At 72.4% G+C, this 20,544-nt stretch carries 24 protein-coding genes; 13 read left to right on the top strand and 11 right to left on the bottom strand.

Features of this window, described 5'->3' with window-relative positions; translation table 11 throughout:
- Window positions 1-71 precede the first annotated feature (71 nt).
- Window positions 72-1,007, top strand: coding sequence for a pseudouridine-5'-phosphate glycosidase (locus tag O7614_RS09510; RefSeq protein WP_278138098.1), 936 nt, complete (start codon window positions 72-74; stop codon window positions 1,005-1,007).
- Complete coding sequence (locus O7614_RS09505) at window positions 1,004-1,903, top strand: PfkB family carbohydrate kinase (protein WP_278138097.1); 900 nt, start codon at window positions 1,004-1,006, stop codon at window positions 1,901-1,903. Before O7614_RS09510 ends, O7614_RS09505 begins: the two co-directional genes overlap by 4 nt.
- Window positions 1,904-1,931: 28 nt before the next feature.
- Here O7614_RS09505 and O7614_RS09500 read toward each other — a convergent pair whose 3' ends face one another.
- Window positions 1,932-2,291: a DUF3099 domain-containing protein gene (locus tag O7614_RS09500; protein ID WP_278138096.1), complete on the bottom strand. Its 360-nt coding sequence runs from the start codon at window positions 2,289-2,291 to the stop codon at window positions 1,932-1,934.
- Window positions 2,292-2,395: 104 nt separating this feature from the next.
- Here O7614_RS09500 and O7614_RS09495 point away from each other — a divergent pair, with 104 nt between their 5' ends.
- Window positions 2,396-2,683 carry a hypothetical protein gene (locus O7614_RS09495; protein WP_088946797.1) on the top strand — a complete coding sequence of 96 codons (288 nt, stop codon included), beginning with the start codon at window positions 2,396-2,398 and terminating at the stop codon, window positions 2,681-2,683.
- A gap of 13 nt (window positions 2,684-2,696) precedes the next feature.
- Window positions 2,697-3,008, top strand: a complete 312-nt coding sequence (locus tag O7614_RS09490; RefSeq protein ID WP_278138095.1) for a hypothetical protein — start codon at window positions 2,697-2,699, stop codon at window positions 3,006-3,008.
- Between the two features lie 3 nt (window positions 3,009-3,011).
- Here O7614_RS09490 and O7614_RS09485 read toward each other — a convergent pair whose 3' ends face one another.
- A complete protein-coding gene (locus O7614_RS09485; RefSeq protein WP_278138094.1) occupies window positions 3,012-3,596 on the bottom strand; it encodes an HhH-GPD-type base excision DNA repair protein in 585 nt (194 codons plus the stop codon).
- An 84-nt stretch (window positions 3,597-3,680) separates the two neighbouring features.
- Window positions 3,681-4,148 (bottom strand): hypothetical protein, encoded by a 468-nt coding sequence (locus O7614_RS09480; protein ID WP_278138093.1) that lies wholly within the window; start codon window positions 4,146-4,148, stop codon window positions 3,681-3,683.
- 252 nt (window positions 4,149-4,400) lie between these two features.
- Between O7614_RS09480 and O7614_RS09475 the strand changes: the two genes are divergently transcribed.
- Both O7614_RS09475 and dtd read left to right on the top strand, forming a co-directional pair.
- Window positions 4,401-5,885 carry a methyltransferase gene (locus tag O7614_RS09475; protein WP_278138092.1) on the top strand — a complete coding sequence of 495 codons (1,485 nt, stop codon included), beginning with the start codon at window positions 4,401-4,403 and terminating at the stop codon, window positions 5,883-5,885.
- A gap of 58 nt (window positions 5,886-5,943) precedes the next feature.
- Window positions 5,944-6,366 (top strand): D-aminoacyl-tRNA deacylase, encoded by a 423-nt coding sequence (gene dtd / locus O7614_RS09470; RefSeq protein WP_278138091.1) that lies wholly within the window; start codon window positions 5,944-5,946, stop codon window positions 6,364-6,366.
- A gap of 138 nt (window positions 6,367-6,504) precedes the next feature.
- Here dtd and O7614_RS09465 read toward each other — a convergent pair whose 3' ends face one another.
- On the bottom strand, window positions 6,505-7,293 hold the full coding sequence (locus O7614_RS09465) for a sporulation protein (RefSeq protein WP_278142200.1): 789 nt from the start codon (window positions 7,291-7,293) through the stop codon (window positions 6,505-6,507).
- A gap of 244 nt (window positions 7,294-7,537) precedes the next feature.
- On the opposite strand from O7614_RS09465, the gene sigB reads away from it, so the two are divergent.
- The 4 genes from sigB (at window position 7,538) to O7614_RS09445 (ending at window position 9,952) form a co-directional block, all read left to right on the top strand.
- Window positions 7,538-8,542 carry an RNA polymerase sigma factor SigB gene (sigB, locus tag O7614_RS09460; protein ID WP_278138090.1) on the top strand — a complete coding sequence of 335 codons (1,005 nt, stop codon included), beginning with the start codon at window positions 7,538-7,540 and terminating at the stop codon, window positions 8,540-8,542.
- Window positions 8,543-8,667: 125 nt separating this feature from the next.
- A complete protein-coding gene (locus O7614_RS09455) occupies window positions 8,668-9,045 on the top strand; it encodes a metalloregulator ArsR/SmtB family transcription factor (protein WP_278138089.1) in 378 nt (125 codons plus the stop codon).
- Window positions 9,042-9,545, top strand: a complete 504-nt coding sequence (locus O7614_RS09450) for an SRPBCC family protein (RefSeq protein WP_278138088.1) — start codon at window positions 9,042-9,044, stop codon at window positions 9,543-9,545. Before O7614_RS09455 ends, O7614_RS09450 begins: the two co-directional genes overlap by 4 nt.
- Window positions 9,545-9,952: a VOC family protein gene (locus O7614_RS09445; RefSeq protein ID WP_278138087.1), complete on the top strand. Its 408-nt coding sequence runs from the start codon at window positions 9,545-9,547 to the stop codon at window positions 9,950-9,952. The genes O7614_RS09450 and O7614_RS09445 overlap by 1 nt, the downstream gene beginning before the upstream one ends.
- A gap of 9 nt (window positions 9,953-9,961) precedes the next feature.
- On the opposite strand, the gene O7614_RS09440 is transcribed toward O7614_RS09445, so the two are convergent.
- From O7614_RS09440 to O7614_RS09430, 3 genes are read right to left on the bottom strand one after another with little or no spacing between them, the layout of a single operon-like run.
- The gene (locus O7614_RS09440; protein WP_278138086.1) at window positions 9,962-12,517 is read right to left on the bottom strand and encodes a bifunctional GNAT family N-acetyltransferase/acetate--CoA ligase family protein; all 2,556 of its coding nucleotides are present in this window, start codon (window positions 12,515-12,517) and stop codon (window positions 9,962-9,964) included.
- Between the two features lie 14 nt (window positions 12,518-12,531).
- Window positions 12,532-13,713 (bottom strand): acetoin utilization protein AcuC, encoded by a 1,182-nt coding sequence (locus O7614_RS09435; RefSeq protein WP_278138085.1) that lies wholly within the window; start codon window positions 13,711-13,713, stop codon window positions 12,532-12,534.
- 48 nt (window positions 13,714-13,761) lie between these two features.
- On the bottom strand, window positions 13,762-14,622 hold the full coding sequence (locus O7614_RS09430; protein WP_278138084.1) for a sulfurtransferase: 861 nt from the start codon (window positions 14,620-14,622) through the stop codon (window positions 13,762-13,764).
- Window positions 14,623-14,722: 100 nt separating this feature from the next.
- Here O7614_RS09430 and O7614_RS09425 point away from each other — a divergent pair, with 100 nt between their 5' ends.
- Window positions 14,723-15,412 carry a metal-dependent transcriptional regulator gene (locus tag O7614_RS09425; protein ID WP_278138083.1) on the top strand — a complete coding sequence of 230 codons (690 nt, stop codon included), beginning with the start codon at window positions 14,723-14,725 and terminating at the stop codon, window positions 15,410-15,412.
- Window positions 15,413-15,431: 19 nt separating this feature from the next.
- Here the strand turns inward: O7614_RS09425 and O7614_RS09420 are convergent, their stop codons facing one another.
- Entirely contained in the window at window positions 15,432-15,980 is a 549-nt protein-coding gene (locus O7614_RS09420; RefSeq protein WP_278138082.1) for a hypothetical protein, read from the bottom strand.
- Between the two features lie 98 nt (window positions 15,981-16,078).
- On the bottom strand, window positions 16,079-16,333 hold the full coding sequence (locus tag O7614_RS09415) for a DUF5522 domain-containing protein (RefSeq protein ID WP_278138081.1): 255 nt from the start codon (window positions 16,331-16,333) through the stop codon (window positions 16,079-16,081).
- A gap of 119 nt (window positions 16,334-16,452) precedes the next feature.
- Here O7614_RS09415 and O7614_RS09410 point away from each other — a divergent pair, with 119 nt between their 5' ends.
- A complete protein-coding gene (locus O7614_RS09410) occupies window positions 16,453-17,319 on the top strand; it encodes an alpha/beta hydrolase (protein WP_278138080.1) in 867 nt (288 codons plus the stop codon).
- A 20-nt stretch (window positions 17,320-17,339) separates the two neighbouring features.
- On the opposite strand, the gene O7614_RS09405 is transcribed toward O7614_RS09410, so the two are convergent.
- Window positions 17,340-18,275, bottom strand: a complete 936-nt coding sequence (locus O7614_RS09405) for a DUF2332 domain-containing protein (RefSeq protein WP_278138079.1) — start codon at window positions 18,273-18,275, stop codon at window positions 17,340-17,342.
- A 138-nt stretch (window positions 18,276-18,413) separates the two neighbouring features.
- Here O7614_RS09405 and O7614_RS09400 point away from each other — a divergent pair, with 138 nt between their 5' ends.
- On the top strand, window positions 18,414-19,526 hold the full coding sequence (locus O7614_RS09400) for an FAD-dependent monooxygenase (RefSeq protein ID WP_278138078.1): 1,113 nt from the start codon (window positions 18,414-18,416) through the stop codon (window positions 19,524-19,526).
- Window positions 19,527-19,562: 36 nt separating this feature from the next.
- On the opposite strand, the gene O7614_RS09395 is transcribed toward O7614_RS09400, so the two are convergent.
- On the bottom strand, window positions 19,563-20,528 hold the full coding sequence (locus O7614_RS09395) for a CU044_5270 family protein (RefSeq protein ID WP_278138077.1): 966 nt from the start codon (window positions 20,526-20,528) through the stop codon (window positions 19,563-19,565).
- Window positions 20,529-20,544 lie beyond the last annotated feature (16 nt).

Here is a 20,544-nt window from a genome sequence, read left to right as displayed (position 1 = left end):
ACAAGTTTGGCAGGTCATCACGGCCGGGTCCACTTGAGGCCGGCGGGCACCCGACCCCGTACGGTGCCAATGTGACTGACTTTCGCATCAGCTACGGCACCGAGGTCGCCGAAGCCCTCCGCGACGGCCGACCCGTCGTCGCGCTGGAGAGCACCATCGTCTCGCACGGCCTGCCCCGCCCGGAGAACCTGCGGGTGGCCAGGGAGATCGAGCAAGCGGTTCGGGGCGCCGGTGCCGTTCCGGCGACGATCGGAATGATCCGCGGCGAGCTGGTGGTCGGCCTGGACGACGCCCAGCTGACCCGCCTCGCCACCGTCGACGGAGTGACGAAGCTCTCGGTCCGCGACCTCGCGGTGGCGGCGGCGACCGGCGCGGACGGTGCGACGACAGTGGCCGCGACCAGCGCGGTGGCCGCGGCGGCCGGGATCGGGGTGTTCGCCACCGGCGGGCTGGGTGGGGTGCACCGGGAGGCAGCGCACACCTTCGACGAGTCGGCGGACCTGACCACCCTGGCCCAGACCCCGATCGCGGTGGTCTGTGCCGGGGTCAAGTCGATCCTCGACGTGGGCGCGACGCTGGAGCGCCTGGAGACCCTCGGCGTCGCCGTGGTCGGTTACCGCACCCGCCGGTTCCCCGGCTTCTACCTGACCGACGCCGGCTTCGACCTGGACTGGTCGGTGGACTCACCGGAGCAGGTCGCCGCCGTGCTCGCCGCCCGGGACGAGCACGCCGTGCACACCGGCGGGCTGCTCGTCGCCAACCCGTTGCCGGTCGACGAGCAACTCGACCCGGAGTTGCACGACCGGACGCTCGCCGACGGCCTGGCCCTGCTGGAGCGCGACGGCGTCACCGGAAAGGCCGTCACGCCGTACCTGTTGGCGCACTTCCACTCGGCCACCGAGGGCGCGAGCCTGGCGGTGAACGTCCGGATCATCCTGCGCAACGCCGACCTGGCCGCGCGGATCGCGGTCGCCGCGGCGGCCCGCAGCACCGCCGTCCCGGCGTGACGCGACCGGCCCGGGTGGTCGTCGTCGGCGACGTGATCACCGATGTGGTCGCCGTGCTGTCCGGGCCCCTCGCGGCCGGCTCGGACACCGGAGCGGAGATCAGTCTCGGCGGCGGCGGTCAGGCGGCCAACACCGCTGCCTGGGTCGCCGCGCAGCGGGTGGACGTCACGCTCGTCGGCGCGGTCGGTGACGACGACGCGGGGCGGGACCGGGTGGCCGAGCTGACCCGGGCCGGCGTCGACTGCGCGGTGGAGCGGATCGAGGGCGTACCGACCGGCACGGTGATCGTGCTGGCGGACGACGACGAACGGACCATGGTCAGCCAGCGGGGCGCGAACCTGCGGCTGACCGCCGCGCACGTCGAGCGTGCCGTCGCGGCGGCACCCGACGCTGGGCATCTGCACCTGTCCGCGTACACCCTGCTGGACGCCGCGTCGCGCGGCGCGGGGCTGCGGGCGTTGGCCGCCGCGCGCGAGCGTGGGCTGACCATCAGCGTCGACGCGGCCTCCGCGGCGCCGCTGCGGCGCGTCGGCGCGGCGGCGTTCCTGGGTTGGGTACGCGACGTCGACCTGCTGCTGGTCAACGCGGACGAGGCGACGGTGCTGGCCGGCGGGCTGGACCCGGCGGCGCAGGGGCGGGTGTTGTCGGCGACGGCCCGGCGGGTCGTGGTCAAGCGTGGGGCGGCCGGCGCGGTCTGGGTCGACCGCACCGCGGCGGTCTGCGTGGCTCCGGCCCGCCGGGTGGCGGTGGTGGATGTCACGGGCGCCGGCGACGCCTTCGCGGCTGGCCTGCTCACCGCGTGGCTCGCGGGCGCCACCCCGGCCGCGGCGCTGGGCCGCGCCACCGACCTGGGGGCGCTGGCCGTCTCCACCGCGGGCGCACGTCCACAGCCCTGACGGGTACGAACCCTGACCCGTTCGCGGGTCAGGGTTCGGCGTCGATGACCTTGTGCGGGCGTTCCTCGGCGGTGAGGCTCATCGGTGGCGTGTCGTCCTGCTGGCGAGGGTGGAACCGGTTGGCCAGCCGGTGCTCCTCCTTGGGCGGCCGGTCGTTGGCCAGCAGCACGGCCAACCAGGGGATGAGCACCATCCCGAGGCCGCACAACGGCAGCCAGAGCCAGAGCAGTGGGGCGTTCGCACCGACCAGGATCGCGCCAGCGATGATGCACAGCACTCGGATGCCCATCATCAGGACATAACGGCGCTGGCGACTGTTGAGCTGATCGTCCTGGCTGCGCGAGGCGTCGGTGATCAGAATCGGCTGGTACGCCTGACGCTTCACCATGGACCTCCTACGAGGGGATTACCCCTCATCCTGTCACCGCGATGCCGTGATCAGCGAACTTCGAGTCATCACGCACGTGTTACGTGCGTGGTACGCTCGCCGGCGTGGGCAGCAGGTTCAGCTTCACCGACGAGGCGTTGGCCAACCTGCGGGTCTACGACGTCACGCCCGGGGAAGTCTGGGAGGCGCTGCACAGCGCCCGCCGGGTCATCCGCCATCTGGGCGACGACGTGATGGTGGTCTACGCCGCCGCCCGTCGGGGCCGCCGACTGGCAGTGCTGCTCGCCGAGGCCGATGGCACCGACAACGACTGGGACATCCTCTCCGCCCGTGAGCTGAGCGACGCCGAGTCCAAGCGCTACGACGAGGCCGTGCGGAGATCTCGCCGATGAGGAGGCCGTGACGATGCACCGGAACGACGCGACCAAGCAGTTCCACAGCGGCGACGACCGGATCGCCGAGTTGATCGACGAGAGCCCGGCGGTGGACCTCCCCACCCCCGACACCGACGTGCCGATGGTCAGCCGGTCGGTCCGGCTGCCGCTGGATACCTACGAGCGGGTCCGCGCCGCCGCCGACGCCCGGGGCATCGGGGTCACCACCCTGATGCGCCAGTGGATCGAGGCCGGCCTGGCCGACCTGGACGACTCGGCGACCGTCTCGCTCGCCGACGTCCGGCGCGCGCTGGCCTCCCTGGCCCATCCCACCGCCGCCTGAGCTTCATCCCCCCGCAGCCTTGGCCGCGGCCTTCATCTGCTGCTTGTACTCCCGCACCCGGCGCAGCGAGTCGGCGTCGGTGACGTCGGCCACCGACCGGTACGCGCCCGGGTCGCCGTAGTCCCCGGCCGCGTTCCGCCAGTCCTGCGGGGTCACCCCGAACCGCTTGCCGAGCAGGGCCACGAAGATCTGCGCCTTCTGCCTGCCGAAGCCGGGCAGCCCGGAAACCCGGCGCAGCAGCTCCGGCCCGTCGGTGACGTCGGACCAGAGCAGCGCCGCGTCACCGTCGTAGCGCTCCACCAGCACCCGGCAGACCTCCTGCACCCGGGCCGCCATCGCCTTCGGGAACCGGTGCAACGCGGGCGGCTGGGCGAAGAGCGCGACGAGCGCCTCCGGGTCGTACCCGGCCAACTCGACCGCGTCCAGCTCGTGGCCGAGCCGCTGCGCCAGCACGTACGGCGAGGAGAACGCCTTCTCCATCGGCACCTGCTGATCGAGGACGAGCGCAAGGACAAGTGCCAGCGCATTCCGCTGGAGAAGCTCGTTCGCCTCGGGATCGATGGGCAGTGACAGCGTCATGGGGACCATCCTGCCGTCGATCGGGCGGCTCCGGGCACATCCTTGCGGGACGGCGCGTGGGTGTCTTGTCAGTAGGAGGGAGACGATAGTTGGTCAGTAGTGCGCAAGGGTCTGCGCGACCGGGTGACCCAGAAGGTCGGCCGCGCGGGCCAGTTCGTTGGTGTCGAGTTCGTATCTCGCCCTGGTCGCGTTCAAGGCGCTCACCTCGAAGCGAGCGAAGCCGATCGGCTCCTCGTAATGCAGGGTGTGCAATCCCACGAACCTACCGCAGCAGGGCACTGCCACGTTCAGGTGGTCGAAACCCGTGCCGTTCTCGCGGACCAGGTCGCCGAGCCACTCCATGCTGATGGACCCGGCGCAGCGCGGGCATGTGATCCGTTCCGTGTACATGCCGGCGTCTATCAAGGTCACTCTGTCGTAGAAGGTCTGTTTCACCTCGTCGACCGCGTCGCCGGGCCCGGAGAACAAGTTCGCCACGTAGGCGACGACGGCGGCTGCGGCCTGGGGATCCGGCTGCCAGTTCGGATCCGTGGGCACCAGCCGGATGTAGTGATCGCTCACAGGACTGGCCAGGTGCCCGTTGAGCTGGGGTCAGGCGTTTCCATGGTCAGCGCACCTGCTGGTCCAGGGTCATGCCGATGAGCAGGGCCAGCGGGCTGCGCTCCAGCAGCCGGTTCGCCTCGGGGTCGATGGGGAGTACGAGCGTCATGACACCATCCTGCCCGGCCGTCTGTTGCGGACGACCACCGACGCTCCGGGTTCGATCCGGCGGGTGGCCGCGCCCGACGTCGCGGTGGAAGGCAGGATGGCGGCGTGGACGAACACGACATGCTGCTCTCCCCCGCCGGCGTCGACGCGCTGCGAACCGCGCTGACCCGGGCCGGGTTCACCAGCCACGGCATCGCCGAGAGGCTGGGCGCGCAGGCAACCGCCGCGGTCGCCCGCAACGACTATCGCGCCGCGTTGCGCGCCACCGAGGACGGCGACCCACTGGGCACCCTGATCCGGGTGTTCATCTGCGACCAGACCGAGCCGGAGGCAGCGGTGGCGGCGGCGCTGGCACCACTGAGCCTGGAGGAGGCGCTGGCCGGCGGACTGGTCGTGCGGTACGCCGACGGTCTGCGAGCCGGCGTCGACCTGGAACCGTACGGGGACGACTGGTGGGTGCTCGCCGACGTGCCGGCCAGCGCGCGGCCGGGTCGCCCGTTGCACGCTGAGCACGTGCTCGGCATCGGCGGGGCGACCCACACCCTGATCGGCGCGACCATGCGCCGACCGGTCGGCACCGCGCTGGACCTGGGCACCGGCTCCGGCGTCCAGGCCCTGCACCTGGGCACCCACGCCGACTCGGTGACCGCCACCGACCTCTCCGAGCGGGCGCTGCGCTTCGCCGCCACCACCGCCGCCCTCAACGGTCAGGACTGGGAGCTGCTGCGCGGCGACCTGGTCGCCCCGGTCGCGGGCCGGCGCTTCGACCTGGTGGTGAGCAACCCGCCGTTCGTGGTCGGCCCGGGCACGACCACGCACGTCTACCGCGACTCCGGCCGGGTCGGTGACGCGATCGGCGCCGAGTTGGCCGCCGCCGCCCCGGGGCTGCTCACCGAGGGCGGCACCATGCAGTACCTGGCGAATTGGGTGCACGTCGCCGGTGAGGAGTGGGACGAACGGGTGGCCGGCTGGTTCGCCGGGACCGGCCTGGACGCCTGGGTCATCCAGCGTGAGGTGGCCGACCCCATGGCGTACGTCGACCTGTGGCTCACCGACGTCGGCGAGACCCCCGACCCGCAGCGGATGGCCGCCTGGCTGGACTGGTTCGACGCGCACAAGGTGGAGGGGATCGGCTTCGGCATCGTGTCGCTGCGCCGGGGCGGGCACGCCGACCCGGTGGTCCGGGTGGAGGATCTGCGCCAGCGGGTGCAGCCACCGCTGGGCGACCAGATCGCGGCTTGGTTCGACCGCCAGGACTTCCTCCGGGTACGCGACACCGAAGCGCTGCTCGCCGAGCGCTACCGGGCCGCCGAGGGCCTCCAACTGCGGCAGGAGGCCACCATGGGCGACGAGGGCTGGGGGGTGGACCGGCAGGTCCTCGCGATGCCGCACGGCCTGCGCTGGACCGAGGAGATCGACCCGCTGGTGCTGGCGCTGGTCGGTGGCGCCGACGGCCGGTTGCCGCTGCGTGACCAGCTCGCCCTGCTCGCCGCCGCGCACGACGTGGAGCCCGACGAGATGGCCGAGGCCGCCGGGCCGATCGTGGCGCACCTGGTCGAGCGCGGCTTCATCGAGGTGGTGACCGCGTGACGCGGGCGGCGGATGCCTCGGCGGTGGGCGCGGCGATGAGCGCGGCGGTGGTCGGCTGATGCGGGCGGTGGTGCAGACCGTCGGGCGGGCCAGCGTGACCGTGGACGGCGAGGTGGTCGGCGCGATCGAGAACGGTCTGCTGGTGCTGCTCGGGGTGACTCACACCGACACCGCGCAGACCGCTCAGACGATGGCCCGCAAGGTGCACGAGTTGCGCATCCTGGACGACGAGCGGTCCGCCGCCGACACCGGCGCGCCGATCCTGGTGGTCAGCCAGTTCACCCTCTACGGCGACGCCCGCAAGGGACGCCGTCCAAGCTGGACGGCAGCCGCCCCGGCCGAGGTGGCCGAACCACTGGTGACAGCGGTCGTCGATGCGCTCCGCCAGCGGGGCGCCACCGTCGAGACGGGCCGCTTCCGCGCCCACATGCTCGTGGAAAGCGTCAACATAGGCCCCCAAACCCTCCTCCTAGACCTCTAACCCACCCCCACCCCCACCCCGCTGCGTTGATCATGAAGTTATTGCCACGACACGCCGCAGCGGTGGGCAATAACTTCATGGTCAACGGGTGCGGTGGGGGTCTGGGGGCCGGGGTGGGGTGGGGTGGGGTGGGGTGGGTTAGGAGAAGAGGCCTCGGCGGGACAGGGACTGGCGGAGCCAGTTGTCGAGTTCGGCGGTCCAGTCGGTGCGGTCGGCGGTGGCGTGGTCCACCGTGAACCGGCCGAAGGCGTCGCGGCCCTCGCTGAAGACGCCGCCGCGCTTGTCGACCTCCAGCACCACCTGCATCTGCTGGGCGTCGGCGATGAAGGTGACCTCCAACTGGTTGATCGAGCGGGCGTACTGCGGCGCGGGGTTGAACTCGATCTCCTGGTAGAACGGCAACGTCTGCCGTACGCCGTAGATGTGCCCACGTTCCACATCGGCGCGGGCGAAACGGAAGCCCAGTCGCAGCAACGCGTCGAGCAGGCGCTCCTGCGCCGGCAGTGGATGCACCGACACGGCATCCAGGTCGCCCTTGTCGACCGCGCGGGCGACCTCCAACTCGGTACGCAGTCCCATCGTCATGCCGTGCAGGTGCTGCCCGTACAGCTCGGTGACCGGCGTCTCCCACGGCACGGCGAAGCGGAACGGGATGTCGTGGCGCTGCCCCGGCTCCAGCCGGAACGCGCCGGTGACCTGCTGGCGGTGGAACTCCTGGGTGGTGTCGTAGTCGTTGTCGCCGCTCTCCACCTCGACCCGGGTGACCAGGCCGAGGTGCACCTGGTCGATGTCGACCTGGTGGTCGCCGCCGATCACCTGGATGCGGCCCTCCAGTTCGCCGCCCGGGCGGCAGTTCGGGTTGGCCAGCACCGTCTCCACCGACGGGCCGCCGACGCCCATCGCCTTCATGAGCCGCTTGAAGACCACGCCGTCCTCCATCTGTCGTCCTCGCCGACCCGAGCTGGCCGACCGTCCGCAACGTAACCGTGGCGGGCAACCGCACACCCGGACGACACACCGCACCAGCGACCCGACCCAATTCCTGTCGGGTGCCCGATCGCCTCACTCCCGTTTTACGCCCCGCCCGCCAAGCTGTGTCTCACACCGGCACCGCTGGGCCGGAGACACGGCACAGACGTGGAAACGGGGAGAGACAGAGATGGTCCTGCAGATGACGGAACACCATACGCGCCCGGCCACCACGACCGACACCGACGGGGCCTCCGAGGTCCTCACCGACCTGGACGCCACCGACGAGCGTGGCATCTCCACCGACCTGGTCCGGGCGTACCTCAACGGGATCGGCCGGACGAAGCTGTTGACCGCCGCGCAGGAGGTCGACCTGGCCCGGAGGATCGAGGCCGGCCTGTTCGCCGACGAGAAGCTGGCGACCTGCACGCCGGTCTCCGCCGAGTTGCGGGCCGATCTGGAGCTGATCGTCGCGGAGGGCCGGGCCGCGAAGGACCATCTGCTGGAGGCGAACCTGCGGCTGGTGGTCAGCATCGCCAAGCGCTACACCGGTCGCGGCATGGCGTTCCTGGACCTGATCCAGGAGGGCAACCTCGGCCTGATCCGGGCGGTGGAGAAGTTCGACTACGCCAAGGGCTACAAGTTCTCCACGTACGCGACCTGGTGGATCCGGCAGGCGATCACCCGCGCGATGGCCGACCAGGCCCGCACCATCCGCATCCCGGTGCACATGGTCGAGCAGGTCAACCGGATGGTCCGGGCCCGCCGCGAGCTGTCGGTGACGCTGGGTCGCGAACCCACGGTCGCCGAGGTCGCCCGCGCCCTGGAGATCCCCGAGATCCAGGTCATCGAGCTGATCTCCTACGACCGGGAGCCGGTCAGCCTGGACCAGGCCGTCGGCGACGACGGCGAGAGCGCGCTGGGTGACTTCGTGGCATCGGTGGATCCGCGTACCGAGCCGGGCGACGCCGCCGCCCAGGGTGAGCTGCGCAACGAGGTCAGTGTGGTGCTGGCCACCCTGTCCCAGCGGGAGCAGGCGGTCATCCGGCTCCGGTTCGGTCTGGACGACGGCCGGCAGCGCACGCTGGACGAGGTCGGCCGGGAGTTCGGGCTGTCCCGGGAGCGGATCCGGCAGATCGAGAAGGTGACGCTGCTCAAGCTGCGCGCACCGGAGCGCGCCCAGCGCCTGGAGGCGTACGCCTGCTGACGCACCCGGTTCCCATGGAAGGCCCTGGCGGTTCGCCGGGGCCTTCCATGCTGTCGGGGTGCTTGACCGGTGACGTCGATCCACGATACAAACCACATGGTTATGAAACCGGGAGGTTATACGTGGTGAGCACCGAACTGCTGGATGCGACGTTCGCGGCGTTGGCCGACCCGACCCGACGGGCCATCCTGGCTCGGCTCGCGGCCGGGGAGGCGAGCGTGACGGAGCTGGCAGAACCCTTCGCGATGAGCCAGCCGGCGATCTCCAAGCACCTCAAGGTGCTGGAGCGCGCTGGCCTCGTCAGCCGAGGGCGCGATGCCCAGCGCCGGCCGTGCCGGCTGGAGGCCCGCCCGCTCCGGGAGGCGACAGCATGGCTCGCCGACTACCGCGGCTACTGGGCGGAGAGCTATCAGCGCCTCGACGCGCTGCTCGATGACATCCAGGCCACCGACCAGACCGACACCACCGGTCGACACTCCCACCCGAACGGGTCGCGCGGGTGAGCGCCGTCGACGACCCGCTCGTCGTGCACACTCCGGGTGACCGGGAAATCGTGTTGAGTCGGCTGTTCGAGGCACCGGCGCGGCTGGTGTTCGCCGCCTTCACCCAACCCGAACTGCTGGTCCGGTGGTACGGCGCGCGCGGCTGGAACCTGGTGGAGTGCGACGTCGACCTGCGCGTCGGCGGGCGGTGGCGGTTCGTGTCGCAGGGCCCAGAGGGCGCCCGGATGGTCCAGGCTGGGGCCTACCGGCAGGTCGAGGCACCGCACCGGCTGGTCTGCACCGAGCTGTTCGACGACCAGTCCTACCCGGGCGAGACGCTGGTCAGCCACGAGTTCACCGAGCTGGCCGGCCGGACGACGGTCACCACAACGCTGCGCTACGCCACCGCTCAGGGGCGGGACGTCGTGCTGCGCTACCCGATGACCCGGGGCGTTGGGCAGAGCTTCACGCGGCTCGCCGACCTGCTGCGATCGACAACGACGACACGAGGAGAGCAATGATGAACTGGACGTTGGAAGTGGTGATCGTGCCGGTCACCGACCTGGACCGGGCCAAGAAGTTCTACGCCGACCAGCTCGGCTTCACCGTGGACCACGACACGGTGATCAGCGACGAGGCGCGCATCGTGCAGTTGACCCCGCCCGGCTCCGGCTGCTCGATCGTGATCGGCAAGGGCGTCGTCCCGGAGATGCCGCCGGGTTCCCTCAAGGGCCTGCAACTGGTGGTGCCCGACCTCAAGCGCGCCCACGCGGAGCTGGTCGAACGCGGCGTGGAGGTCAGCGAGATCCAGACGGTGGGGCAGAACCCCCGGCCGGTGCCGGACCCGCTGGACAACGTCGGCTTCGTCTTCTTCACCGACCCGGACGGCAACTCGTGGGGCGTCCAACAGATCTCCAGCCGCGCCTGACCGGCGCACTCAGAGGCGGCGGGGGCCGGTGTCGGGGCGGGCGGCCACACCGCCGACGCGTACCTGGGCGTGCAGGACGGAGATGCCATCCGGGCGGGCCAGCACCGGGTTGAGGGTCAACGAACGCACCCGGGGCTGCTCGTCGGCGAGCTGCCCCACCCGCAGCAGCAGGTCGGCGAGGGCCGCCCGGTCGACCGGTGCGGCACCCCGGTGCCCGCGCAACAACGGCGCCGCCCGGGGCTCGTCGACCAGCTCGGCCGCGTCCGTGTCGGTCAGCGGAACCGCCCGCCAGGCCCGATCACCCAGCAACTCGGTGGCGACACCGCCGAGACCGAAGCCGACCACCGGCCCGAACGCCGGGTCCTCCACCAACTCCACCACGCAGGCCACCCCCGGCGGCACCATCGGCTGGACCAGCGCGTCCGCTCCGAAGGTCGCCGCCAGCTCGGCGTACGCCCGACGCACTGTCGGCTCGTCGGGCAGGTCGAGCCGGACCGCGCCGAGGTCGAGCCGGTGCCGCAGCCCGGGGGCGGCCGCCTTGAGCGCCACCGGGAAGCCCAGCCGCGCGGCCGCGTCGACCGCCGCGTCGGCCGAGTCGACGGGCACCGAGGCCACCACGTCGATGCCGTACGCGGCCAACAGCGCGCCCGGGTCGGTGCCGTCGGCGCGGAGCGCGGCCTGGGCGGCGGCCCGGTCGACGCCGGGCAACTCGGGCGCCACCCCGGGCGGACGGCGTAACCACTCGGCGTACCTGTGCACCCGGGCGAGGGCCCGCACGGCCTCCTCCACTCCCCCGTACGCGGGCACGCCCGGCGGCAGCCGCCCGACCAGGAACGTCGCCACGGTCGGCTTACCCAGTGCCAGGGCCGCCGGTAGCGCGGCGGTCACGTCGGCGTCCACCTCGGTCAGCTGCCCGGGCAGCGGCGGAGCGAAGACCACGACCAGGGCGTCCACCCGCTCGTCGCCGGCCATCTCGGCGAGAGCGGCGGCGAACTCGGCGGCACCGGCGCTCGGCCCGACGTCGCGGGGATAACCGTCGACCACGGTGAGGCCCTGCCCGACGCAGGCGGTGGCGGCCAGGCCGGTCAGGGCCGAGGAGTTGCCGACCACGCCGACCCGACCGCCGGCCGGCAACGGTTGGTTGGCCAGCAGCACACCCACGTCGAGCAACTCCGGCACGGTGTCCACCCGGATCACCCCGGACTGGGCGAAGAGGGCGGCCACCGCCACCTCGTCCGGCCCGGCGGTGTCACCGACCCCCACCGGGCGGGCCGGCGAGGCGAGCGCGACGACCGGTTTGGCGCGGCCGATGCGCCGGGCCAACCGGGCGAACTTGCGCGGGTTACCGAAGGTCTCCAGGTACAGCATGATCACGTCGGTGCCGGGGTCGTCCTGCCAGTACTGGAGGAGGTCGTTGCCGGAGACGTCGGCCCGGTTTCCGGCCGACACGAAACTGGACAGCCCGAGGCCACGCCGGTCCGCCTCGGCGAGCAACGCCACCCCGAACGCGCCGGACTGGCTGAAGATGCCCACCCGTCCGGCCGGCGGCAGTGCCGGGGAGAGGGTGGCGTTGAGGCGTACCGTCGGGTCGGTGTTGGCCACGCCCAGGCAGTTCGGGCCGATCACCCGCATACCGGCGGCGTGCGCCGCGCGGACCAGCGCCCGTTGCGTGGCCGCGCCCTCCGCTCCGGCCTCGGCGAAGCCGGCCGAGATGACCACCAGGCCGTGCACCCCCGCCGCGGCGGCGTCGGCGACGACCGCGGTCGCCGCCTCCGGCGGGACCGCCACCACCGCCAGGTCCACCGGCGTGCCGGCCTCGACAGCCGAGGGGTACGCGGGCAGGCCGGCCACTGTCGACGCGCTCGGGTGCACCGGCACCACCGCACCGGTGAAACCACCGTCCCGTAGGTGCCCGAGCACCGCCGCGCCGACGCCCTGACCGGTGGCGCTGGCACCGTAGACGGCGATGCCCCGTGGGGCGAGCAGCCGGGCGATCGAGCGGGCCTCGGTGCGGTGCTCCCGGCCGCGTTGCACCTCCAGGGTCGCCTCGGTGGGCGCGATCGGGAAGCTCAGGTGCACCACGCCGTCGGCGTACTCGCGCTGGACCTGGTAGCCGAAGTCGGCGAAGACCCGCAGCATCGTCCCGTTGGCCGGCAACACCTCGGCGACGAAGCTCATGATGTCGTTGCGACGGGCCGCGTCGGCCAGGTGCTCCATCAGCACCGAGCCGATGCCCCGGCCCTGGTAGGCGTCCTCCACCACGAAGGCCACCTCCGCCTCCGGGGCCTGCGGGCCGAGCCGCTCGTACCGGCCGACCGCGACGATCTGACCGGCGGCCAGCACCACGAACGCCTCCCGGTCGCGGTGGTCGACGGTGACGAAACGGATCAGATCCCGTTCCGGGATGCGCGGGTACGGCGAAAAGTACCGAAGGTAGCGGGTGCGCTCGGAGAACCGGCTGTGCATGGCCACGATGCCCGGCGCGTCGGCCGGGTCGATCGGTCGTAACTGGACGGTGCTGCCGTCGCTGAGCAGCACGTCGACGGGCTGGTCCAGGATCGTCACCGAAACGGCCCGGCTCAGTCCCGCGGATCGTGCGGGTCGAGCCCGAGCAGCGGGAAGACCGTCTTGCGGGTGGCCGCGATCGCCCGGTCCACCGCGTTCGGCTCGCCGGTCGGCTGCCACGGCTCGTACGACGGGTCCGCGTCGTCGGTCATCCGCAACGGCACCTCCCGGCCGAGCCGACGGGAGGCGACCAGGTCCCGCCACGCGGGCGGGGTGAGCGTGGCCGGGTCGATCGGCGCGCCGGTGGCCACGGCCAGCAGGTGGCTCCAGGCCCGGGGCACCACCTCGACCAGCGCGTATCCGCCGCCGCCGGTGGCCACCCAGCGACCGTCGCACAGCTCGTCGGCGAGTGCCCGCATCGCCAGGTAGGTGACCCGCTGCCCGTCCACCGTCAGGTTCAGGTCGGCGAGCGGATCCAGTCGGTGCCCGTCCGCGCCGCACTGGCTGACCAGCACCTGCGGCCGGAACGCGCGCAGCACCGACGGCACGATCGCGTGGAAGGCCCGCTGCCAGGCGGTGTCGTCGACACCCGGGGGCAGCGGCATGTTGACGGCGGTGCCCTGCGCGCCCGGCCCACCCGTCTCGTCCGGGAACCCGGTGCCCGGGAAGAGCGCCAGTGGGGTCTCGTGCAGGCTGACCGTCAGCACCCGGGGGTCGTCCCAGAAGATCTGCTGCACACCGTCGCCGTGGTGCACGTCGACATCCACGTACGCGATCCGCTCGGCACCGAGGTCGAGCAGGTGGGCGATGGCCACCGCGGGGTCGTTGTAGACACAGAAGCCGGAGGCCCGGGCGGGCATCGCGTGGTGCAGGCCACCGGCCACGTTCACCGCCCGCCGCGCGTCCCCGCGCCAGACCGCCTCGGCGGCAGCCACCGTCGCACCGGCGATCAACGCACTGGACTCGTGCATGCCCTCGAACACCGGGTTGTCCGAGGTGCCCAGCCCGTAACCGGCGAAGAGCGGGTCGCGCGGCGCGGCCCGCACCGCGGCCAGGTAGGCGGGGTCGTGCACCCGGGTGAGCACCGCGTCGTCGGCGATCTCCGGCTTGACCATCCGCACCCCGGGGCGATCCAGGATGCCCAACTCGCGGGCGAGCGCGAAGGTGAGCTCCACCCGGACCGGGTCGAGCGGATGGTCACCCATGTCGTAGGCGAGCAGCGACTCGTCCCACACCACCACCGTGTCGTCGGACATGAGCCCATCGTCGCACGGGGACCGCCGCAGGCCCACCGCACGCGCTGGTCAACGGCCAGGTGTCTGCCCGACGGCGACCGGGCGAGCCGGATCGGCCACCCAGTCGCTCCACGATCCAACGTAGAGCGCCGCGTCCGCGCGACCGGCCAGGTGCAGCGCGAGCACCGCCTGCGCGGCGGTCACCCCGGAGCCGCAGTACGCCCCGACGGCCCGCTCCCCGGTCACCCCGGCGGCGGCGAACCGCTCGCCCAACACGTCGGCGGCCGGGAAGCGCCCGTCCGGGCCGACGTACTCGGCGGCGGGCAGGTTCACCGCCCCCGGCACGTGCCCCGCGATCGGGTCGATCGGCTCCACCTCACCCCGGTAACGGGGAGCCGCCCGTACGTCGAGCAGCACGGCGTCGTCCGTGGCGGCCAGCGTGGCGGCCTGTCCCGCGTCGAGGACCGGAAGACCACCGGGACGTACCACGACATCGCCGGGGGGCGGGGCGGGCACGTCGGTGGAGACGGGCAGACCGGCCGCGACCCAGGCCGGGTAGCCACCGTGCAGCACGCTCACCGGGGAGTGCCCCGCCCAGCGCAACGTCCACCAGGCCCGGGCGGCGGCAAGACCATCGCCGCCGTCGTACACCACGACGGGGTGACCGGCGCGGACGCCGGCAGCCCGGAGCCCGGCCTGCAGGGCCGCCGGGTCGGGCAGCGGGTGCCGACCACCGGCACCCGGAGCGCCGCAGAGCACGGTGTCCAGGTCGACGAAGACCGCGCGGGGTAGGTGGCCGGCGAGGTAGTCGTCACGGCCGGGCGGGCCGACGAGCCGCCAGCGGACGTCGAGCAGGGTGGGCGGATCGACATCGTCGAGCGCGGCGGCAAGGCGATCGACCTCGACCAACGGCTCCTGGGGACCGGACATGGCGACCATCAAACACCATCCGTGTCGACGGCTCGCGGTTCGGCGGCGGTCGCCGGTCGTTCACCGGGGTAACATCGTGCATCGGAGGGCCGCTGACGTTATGAAGTCTCACGACCTGGTCGATACGACCGAAATGTACCTGCGCACCATCCTCGAGCTGGAAGAGGAGGGGGTGCCGCCGCTGCGTGCCCGCATCGCCGAGCGGCTACGGCAGAGCGGCCCCACCGTGAGCCAGACCGTCGCCCGGATGGAGCGCGACGGCCTGCTCACCGTCGAGGGTGACCGACACCTCACGCTCACCGCGCTGGGTCGCGGCACGGCCGTGTCGGTGATGCGCAAGCACCGCCTCGCCGAGTTGCTGCTCGTGAACGTCATCGGGATGCCCTACGAGGAGGCCCACGAAGAGGCCTGCCGCTGGGAGCACGTGATGAGCGACGCCGTGGAGAAGCGGGTCTACGACCTGCTCAACCGGCCGACCCGCTCCCCGTACGGCAACCCGATCCCGGGTCTGGAAGAGCTGGGTTCGCCGGAGGCGGAAGCCACCGATGCCGCCGAGGGCGAGCGCAACCTGGCCTTCCCGGGCCTCTCCGGGCCGGTCGTGGTCCGCCGGATCTGCGAGAGCGTGCAGACCGACGGTGACGTGCTGCGCCAGCTGCACGCCGCCGGTGTCGACCCCGGCGCGACCGTGACCGTGGCGCAGGAGCGCGACGGGGTGTCCATCGACCGTTCCGGGGACCGGGTGCGGCTGCCCCGCGAGGTCGCCTCCCGGGTCTTCGTCGCCGCCAACTGACCAACCGGGCACCCGGGCGTCACAACGCCCTGGTGTCGACCTTCTTCGCGAGTGCGGTCAGGTCGCCGGTCAGCTTCTCCGCTGCCGAGCGTTCGCTGCCACGGGCCGAGGTCCAGCTCACCGTGGCCAACCGCCCGTCGGTGGCCAGCCAACCCACCTCGGCGACCGGACCGTGCCCACTCGCGGCGGCGGTGGTCCGCCGGTACGCCTGCTGGCCCAGCCCGGTGACCTTCGCCGCCTTGTCGGGCACCACGTCGGCACCGAAGGTGGTCTTGTCGATCGTGGTCTCGGACACACTCAACGTCAGCTCCGGCAGCGTCGCTCCCGCAGCCCGGACCACACAGGTGTGCGTGTCGCCCTGTTCGCTGGCCGCCGCCACGTCGAAGCGCACCTTGACCAGCTGTTCGATGACCGCGAAGTCCAGCAGTCGGCAGGCCCCGCCCGAGGAGGCCGCGGCCACGTCCACGGCGATCGGCACCGGTGGCGGCACCGCCACCGGCTCGGCCTCGTCCGCGCAGCCACTCACCAGCAGCCCGGCCAGCCCGGCGACCACGATCCGACTGCGCACGTCCCACCCTCTCGCCGACCGACGGCGGACGGCGCCCGCCGGATGTCCGTCGGAAACCGTACGGGGTGTCGGTGTCGGGCGGAAGCCCCCGCCGACGCCTATTCCGACGGTGGATCGTCCACGTACGGGCAGTGCCGGCAACCCCGCCCGCAGCAGGTGCCGCGACGGGCCAGGAAGCCGGCGCTGAGCACGAACAGCCCACTCGCCGGGTCGAGGTAGCCGGCCTCCCCGGCGTCGAGTGCGGCGGCGTGCGCCGCGAGGATCCGGGCCCGGTCGGGGTGTTCCGGCGACAGCCGGGACGGGTGCGGCTCGGTGAGCGGCCTGCCGGCCAGGGGTTTCCGCTCTCCGGTCACCGCCGCAGTCTAGGGACAGGCCCCCCTCCGTGACGGGGCAGGACCGAGAGGTGGTTGGTCGAACGCAGGGCGGTCCGGATCGGTTCACGCGGACCGTGGTGTTCTGGAATGGTGCGCTCATGACCACGTTCGCCGCGTTCGACGGGACCACGCTCGCCTACCGGACGATCGGGGGTGGGGAACCACTGGTCTGCCTGCCCGGCGGCCCGATGCGCGACTCGGCGTACCTCGGTGATCTTGGCGGTTTGGGCGCGCACCGGACGCTGGTCATCCTCGACGTGCGCGGCACCGGCCGCTCGGCCGTCCCGGCAGACGTGTCCACCTACCGCTGCGACCGGATGGTCGACGATGTGGAGGCGCTGCGCGTACACCTGGGGTTGGACCGGCTCGATCTGCTCGGGCACTCCGCGGGCGCCAACCTGGCGATGCAGTACGTGACCCGACACCCCGAGCGGGTGGATCGGCTCGCGTTGGTCAATCCCAGCACCCGGGCGGTGGGGCTGACGGCGACGGCCGCGCTACGCGAGGAGGTCACCCGGGTGCGGGCGGCCGAGCCGTGGTTCCCGGCGGCCGCGGCGGCACTCGACTCCATGGTGGCCGGCCGGTCCAGCCGGCACGCCTGGCAGGCGATAGGTCCGTTCTTCTACGGCCGCTGGGACACGTCGGCGCAAGCGCACCAGGCCGCCGAGGCTGGCCAGCGCAACGACGAGGCGGCGCAGATCTTCGCCGCCGACGGTGCCTTCGACCCGCCGGCCACCCGTGCCGCGCTCGCCGCACATCGGGGCCCCGTGCTGCTGCTGACCGGTGAGGTCGACCTGGGCGCGCCGCCGGGTCTGATCGCCCAGCTGGCAGAGCTGATCCCACAGGCCGAGCTGGTCGTGCAGGCGGGCGCGGGGCACTACCCGTGGTTGGACGACGCCGAGGCGTTCACGGCGCCGGTGGCGGCGTTCTTGAGTCTCCACCGGGGGGAGACGCGACGGTGGTGACATGAGCGGGGAGAAGTCGCTCAGCCGAACCAGGTCATCGCCTGGCCGTGGCCTCTCGTCCAGGCCAACGGCCGCCCGTCCAGGGCGAGGACGTTGTGCAGCGCGTCGGTCGGCGGGTCGGGCAACCCGTCGTACCGCAGCACCTCCGGCGCCTCGTTCGCGATCCAGTGGCCGGGCAGCTCACCGACCAGCCGGACGAAAGCGTCCCGACGCGGTGGGGGCACCTGGTACAGCACCGACGTGTGGAAGACCACGAGCGTCGCGTCGGCCGGTGCGCGGGCCGCCAGCGCCGGCAGTTCGTCCACCAGATCACCGCGGACCAGCAGCGGCGGGTCGGCCGCGGCGACCGCCGCCGCGGCGCGCAGCCGGGACCGCCGGTGCGCGTGCTCCGGCCAGATCAGCGCGTCCAGCCAGGACACGTCGCCGGGGTCGGTCACGTCGAGCGGGTTCAGGTCGAGGCCGGCCCGCCACACCACCCGGGGTACGCCTGCCGGCGACTCCAACCCGCTGGCCGCGCACTCCAGGACCGGCTCACCGGCACCGACCTGGCGCTCGCCGTAGCGGTACGCGTACCGGTCGGGGTAGAGGCAGAGCCCGGCGGACGCGCCGACCTCCAGCAGGGCGAGGGGCTGTGGCAGCGCGGCGAGCACCGGCAGCAGCACCGCGCACCGGCCGGCCTCGTTCGTCTGGGTGGCCCGGGTGAGCAGCTCCGCCTTGACGGCGGGCCAGTGCGTCGTCGTGAAGTCGTGGAAGGCGGCCGGGTCGTCGACCGGCCCGCCGAGCCAGCGGACGACGCTGAACAACAGGTTCGGCTGCCGCTTGGCCGGCGGAAGCCCGTCCAGCAGGGTGAGCAGGGGCTCGTTGTCGGCGACGGCGGCCGACAGACGCTCGTAGGTGGGTGACACCCCGCGCGCCTCACGGCTGCCGAACTCGACGTACGCCTCGGCGGTCGTCATGCGGTCATCGTCGCAGCCCATTCCCTGGTATTTCAGCCCCCGTACCCGTGGGCTGGCTCACCCGCCTTCTAGAGTGCTGCGGCGGCCGGACCGTTGAGCAGCAGCTCAGCCGGCCTGGGCAACGGGGAGGAACGTGTCGTGCGGGGTAACAATGTCCGGGTACTCATCGTCGGTGGGGGCGTCGCCGGGCTCGCGACGGTTGCCGCGTTGCGCGAGTGGGGAGCGACTGTCGACGTGGTCGAACGGGCACCCGGGCCGACCGACTCCGGCACCGGCATCTACCTGACCGGCAACGCCACCCGGATGCTCGACGTCCTCGGTCTGCGGGAGCCGGTCGCCGACGTCGCCGTGGAGATCACCCGGCAGCGCAGCGCGAACCAGCGCGGTCGTCGCCTCTTCGACATCGACGTGGCCGCGCTGTGGCAGGGCGTCGGGCCGTGCGTGTCGTTGCCCCGGACCCAGCTGCACCGGGCCTTGTTGGCCGGCGTCGGAGACGCCCCGATCCGCTGGGGACACCACCCGATCACGCTCGCCCAGGAGGGTGACCGGGTCGTCGTAGAGTTCGACGACGGCAGCACCGAACGGTACGACCTGGTGGTCGGCGCGGACGGCGTGAACTCGGCGGTGCGCCGGCTCGCCTTCGACGGTCAGGCGGCCCGCAACCTGGGCCAGTACGCGTACCGCTGGGTTGCTCCCCGGATCGACGACGAGCCGTTCTGGTCGGTGCAGTTGGGACGCGGACGGCAGTTCCTGACGATCCCGATCAGCGCCGAGCAGACGTACTGCTACTACAACGACGGCCCGGTGGCCGACCGGCCGGGCTGGCGCGACGACGTGGCCGAGTCGTTCACCGAGCCGGTGGCCACCATGCTCAAAGCCCTCGACCACGACGACAGCACCCTGCACGCCGGGCCGAACCAGGAGGTCGTGCTCGACTCCTGGGCCCGGGGGCCGGTGCTGCTGATCGGCGACGCCGCCCACGCGACCTCGCCGAACATGGCCCAGGGCGCGGCGATGGCCCTGGAGGACGCGGTGGTGCTCGCCTCGTCGCTGACCAGCGCCGACTCCATCGCCGAGGCGCTGCGGGGCTACGAGGCGCGGCGCCGCCCTCGGACGAACTGGGTGCTCAGCCAGACGCACCGCCGGGACAAGGCCACCGGGCTCCCGCCCGCGCTGCGCGACCTGGTGATGAGCCGCCTCGGCGAACAGATGTTCCGCTCGAACTACGGGCCGTTGTTCGCCCAGCCCTAAACCGGCCGGACGCAGCCGCGACGAACTCACCGCCGCTCAGGGGAGCTGGCCCGGCCGGTCGACGATGGCGGTGCGGAGTACCGCGACCGCGTCGTACAGGGACTCCTTGCCGTTGCGCACCACCGAGCCTCGGGTGCCGAGGAAGGCGTGGGTGTCCCGGTCGAAGAGGAGGTCCACGTTGCCGCCGATCACGCCGGGCGTCCGGATCGCCACCCCGTGTCGACCGGCCGCGTCCACCACGTCGCCCGATATCACTACCGCTCCGGGTTGCCGTGCCAGCAGTTCGAACAGCGCCGCGAGCGCCCGGGGCGGCACGTAGCCGCGGACCACCGCCCGCGCCGTGGTGTACACCATGCTCTCGTCCCCGTACACAGCCGCCTCATCGGCTCCCTCGGGAAGGTGCAGGTCGACGGGGTGTTCCCGGAGGTATCGCAGCAGCTCGTCCGGATCGATGGGCAGGTCGCCGTGGTACGCGGGCGGCTGGAAAGCGTCGAGCTCCTTTTCGGGATCCACGGGATCATCGATGCGCAACACCTTCAGCTCGCCCCACCCGTTCGGGTCGGTCTCCGGTCGATACCGTGCCTGCGTGTACGCGACCCCGCCGGCCGACTGCCACAGTTGGCTCCTGGTGGTCCGGTACGGGCCGCTGTCCGGCATGTCCCGGATGGTCGCCAGGGACTCCGTGAAGACGTACTGATCGGGTCGGGCGGTGAGCTCCGGCTGTTGCCGGGCCGCGTCGGCCGCCAGGTGAAAGATCTCCGACGCGCTGGCCGTGGGCGGCGGCTGGTCGCCCAGCCTCATCGTCTGGACTGCCAGGCCACCGGCGGTCAGCGCGACGGCCAGCCCGGTCGCTCCGGCGAGCCGCCACCCACGGAGGAGCCGGGTACGGCGTCCGGCCAGACGGGCCGCCGACGCCGTCTCGGCCCGTCTGGCGACGTGGGCGGTCAGATCCCTGAGGAGCTGGTCCTCGAAACCCCGCGGCGACCGTTCGATCTCGTTCATCGTCATCTCCGTCTCA

Source organism: Micromonospora sp. WMMD961, assembly GCF_029626145.1.
In the GTDB taxonomy this organism is placed as follows: Bacteria; Actinomycetota; Actinomycetes; order Mycobacteriales; family Micromonosporaceae; genus Micromonospora.
The sequence above is the reverse complement of the archived record's forward strand: the minus strand, read 5'-3'. Positions and strand labels throughout refer to the sequence as shown.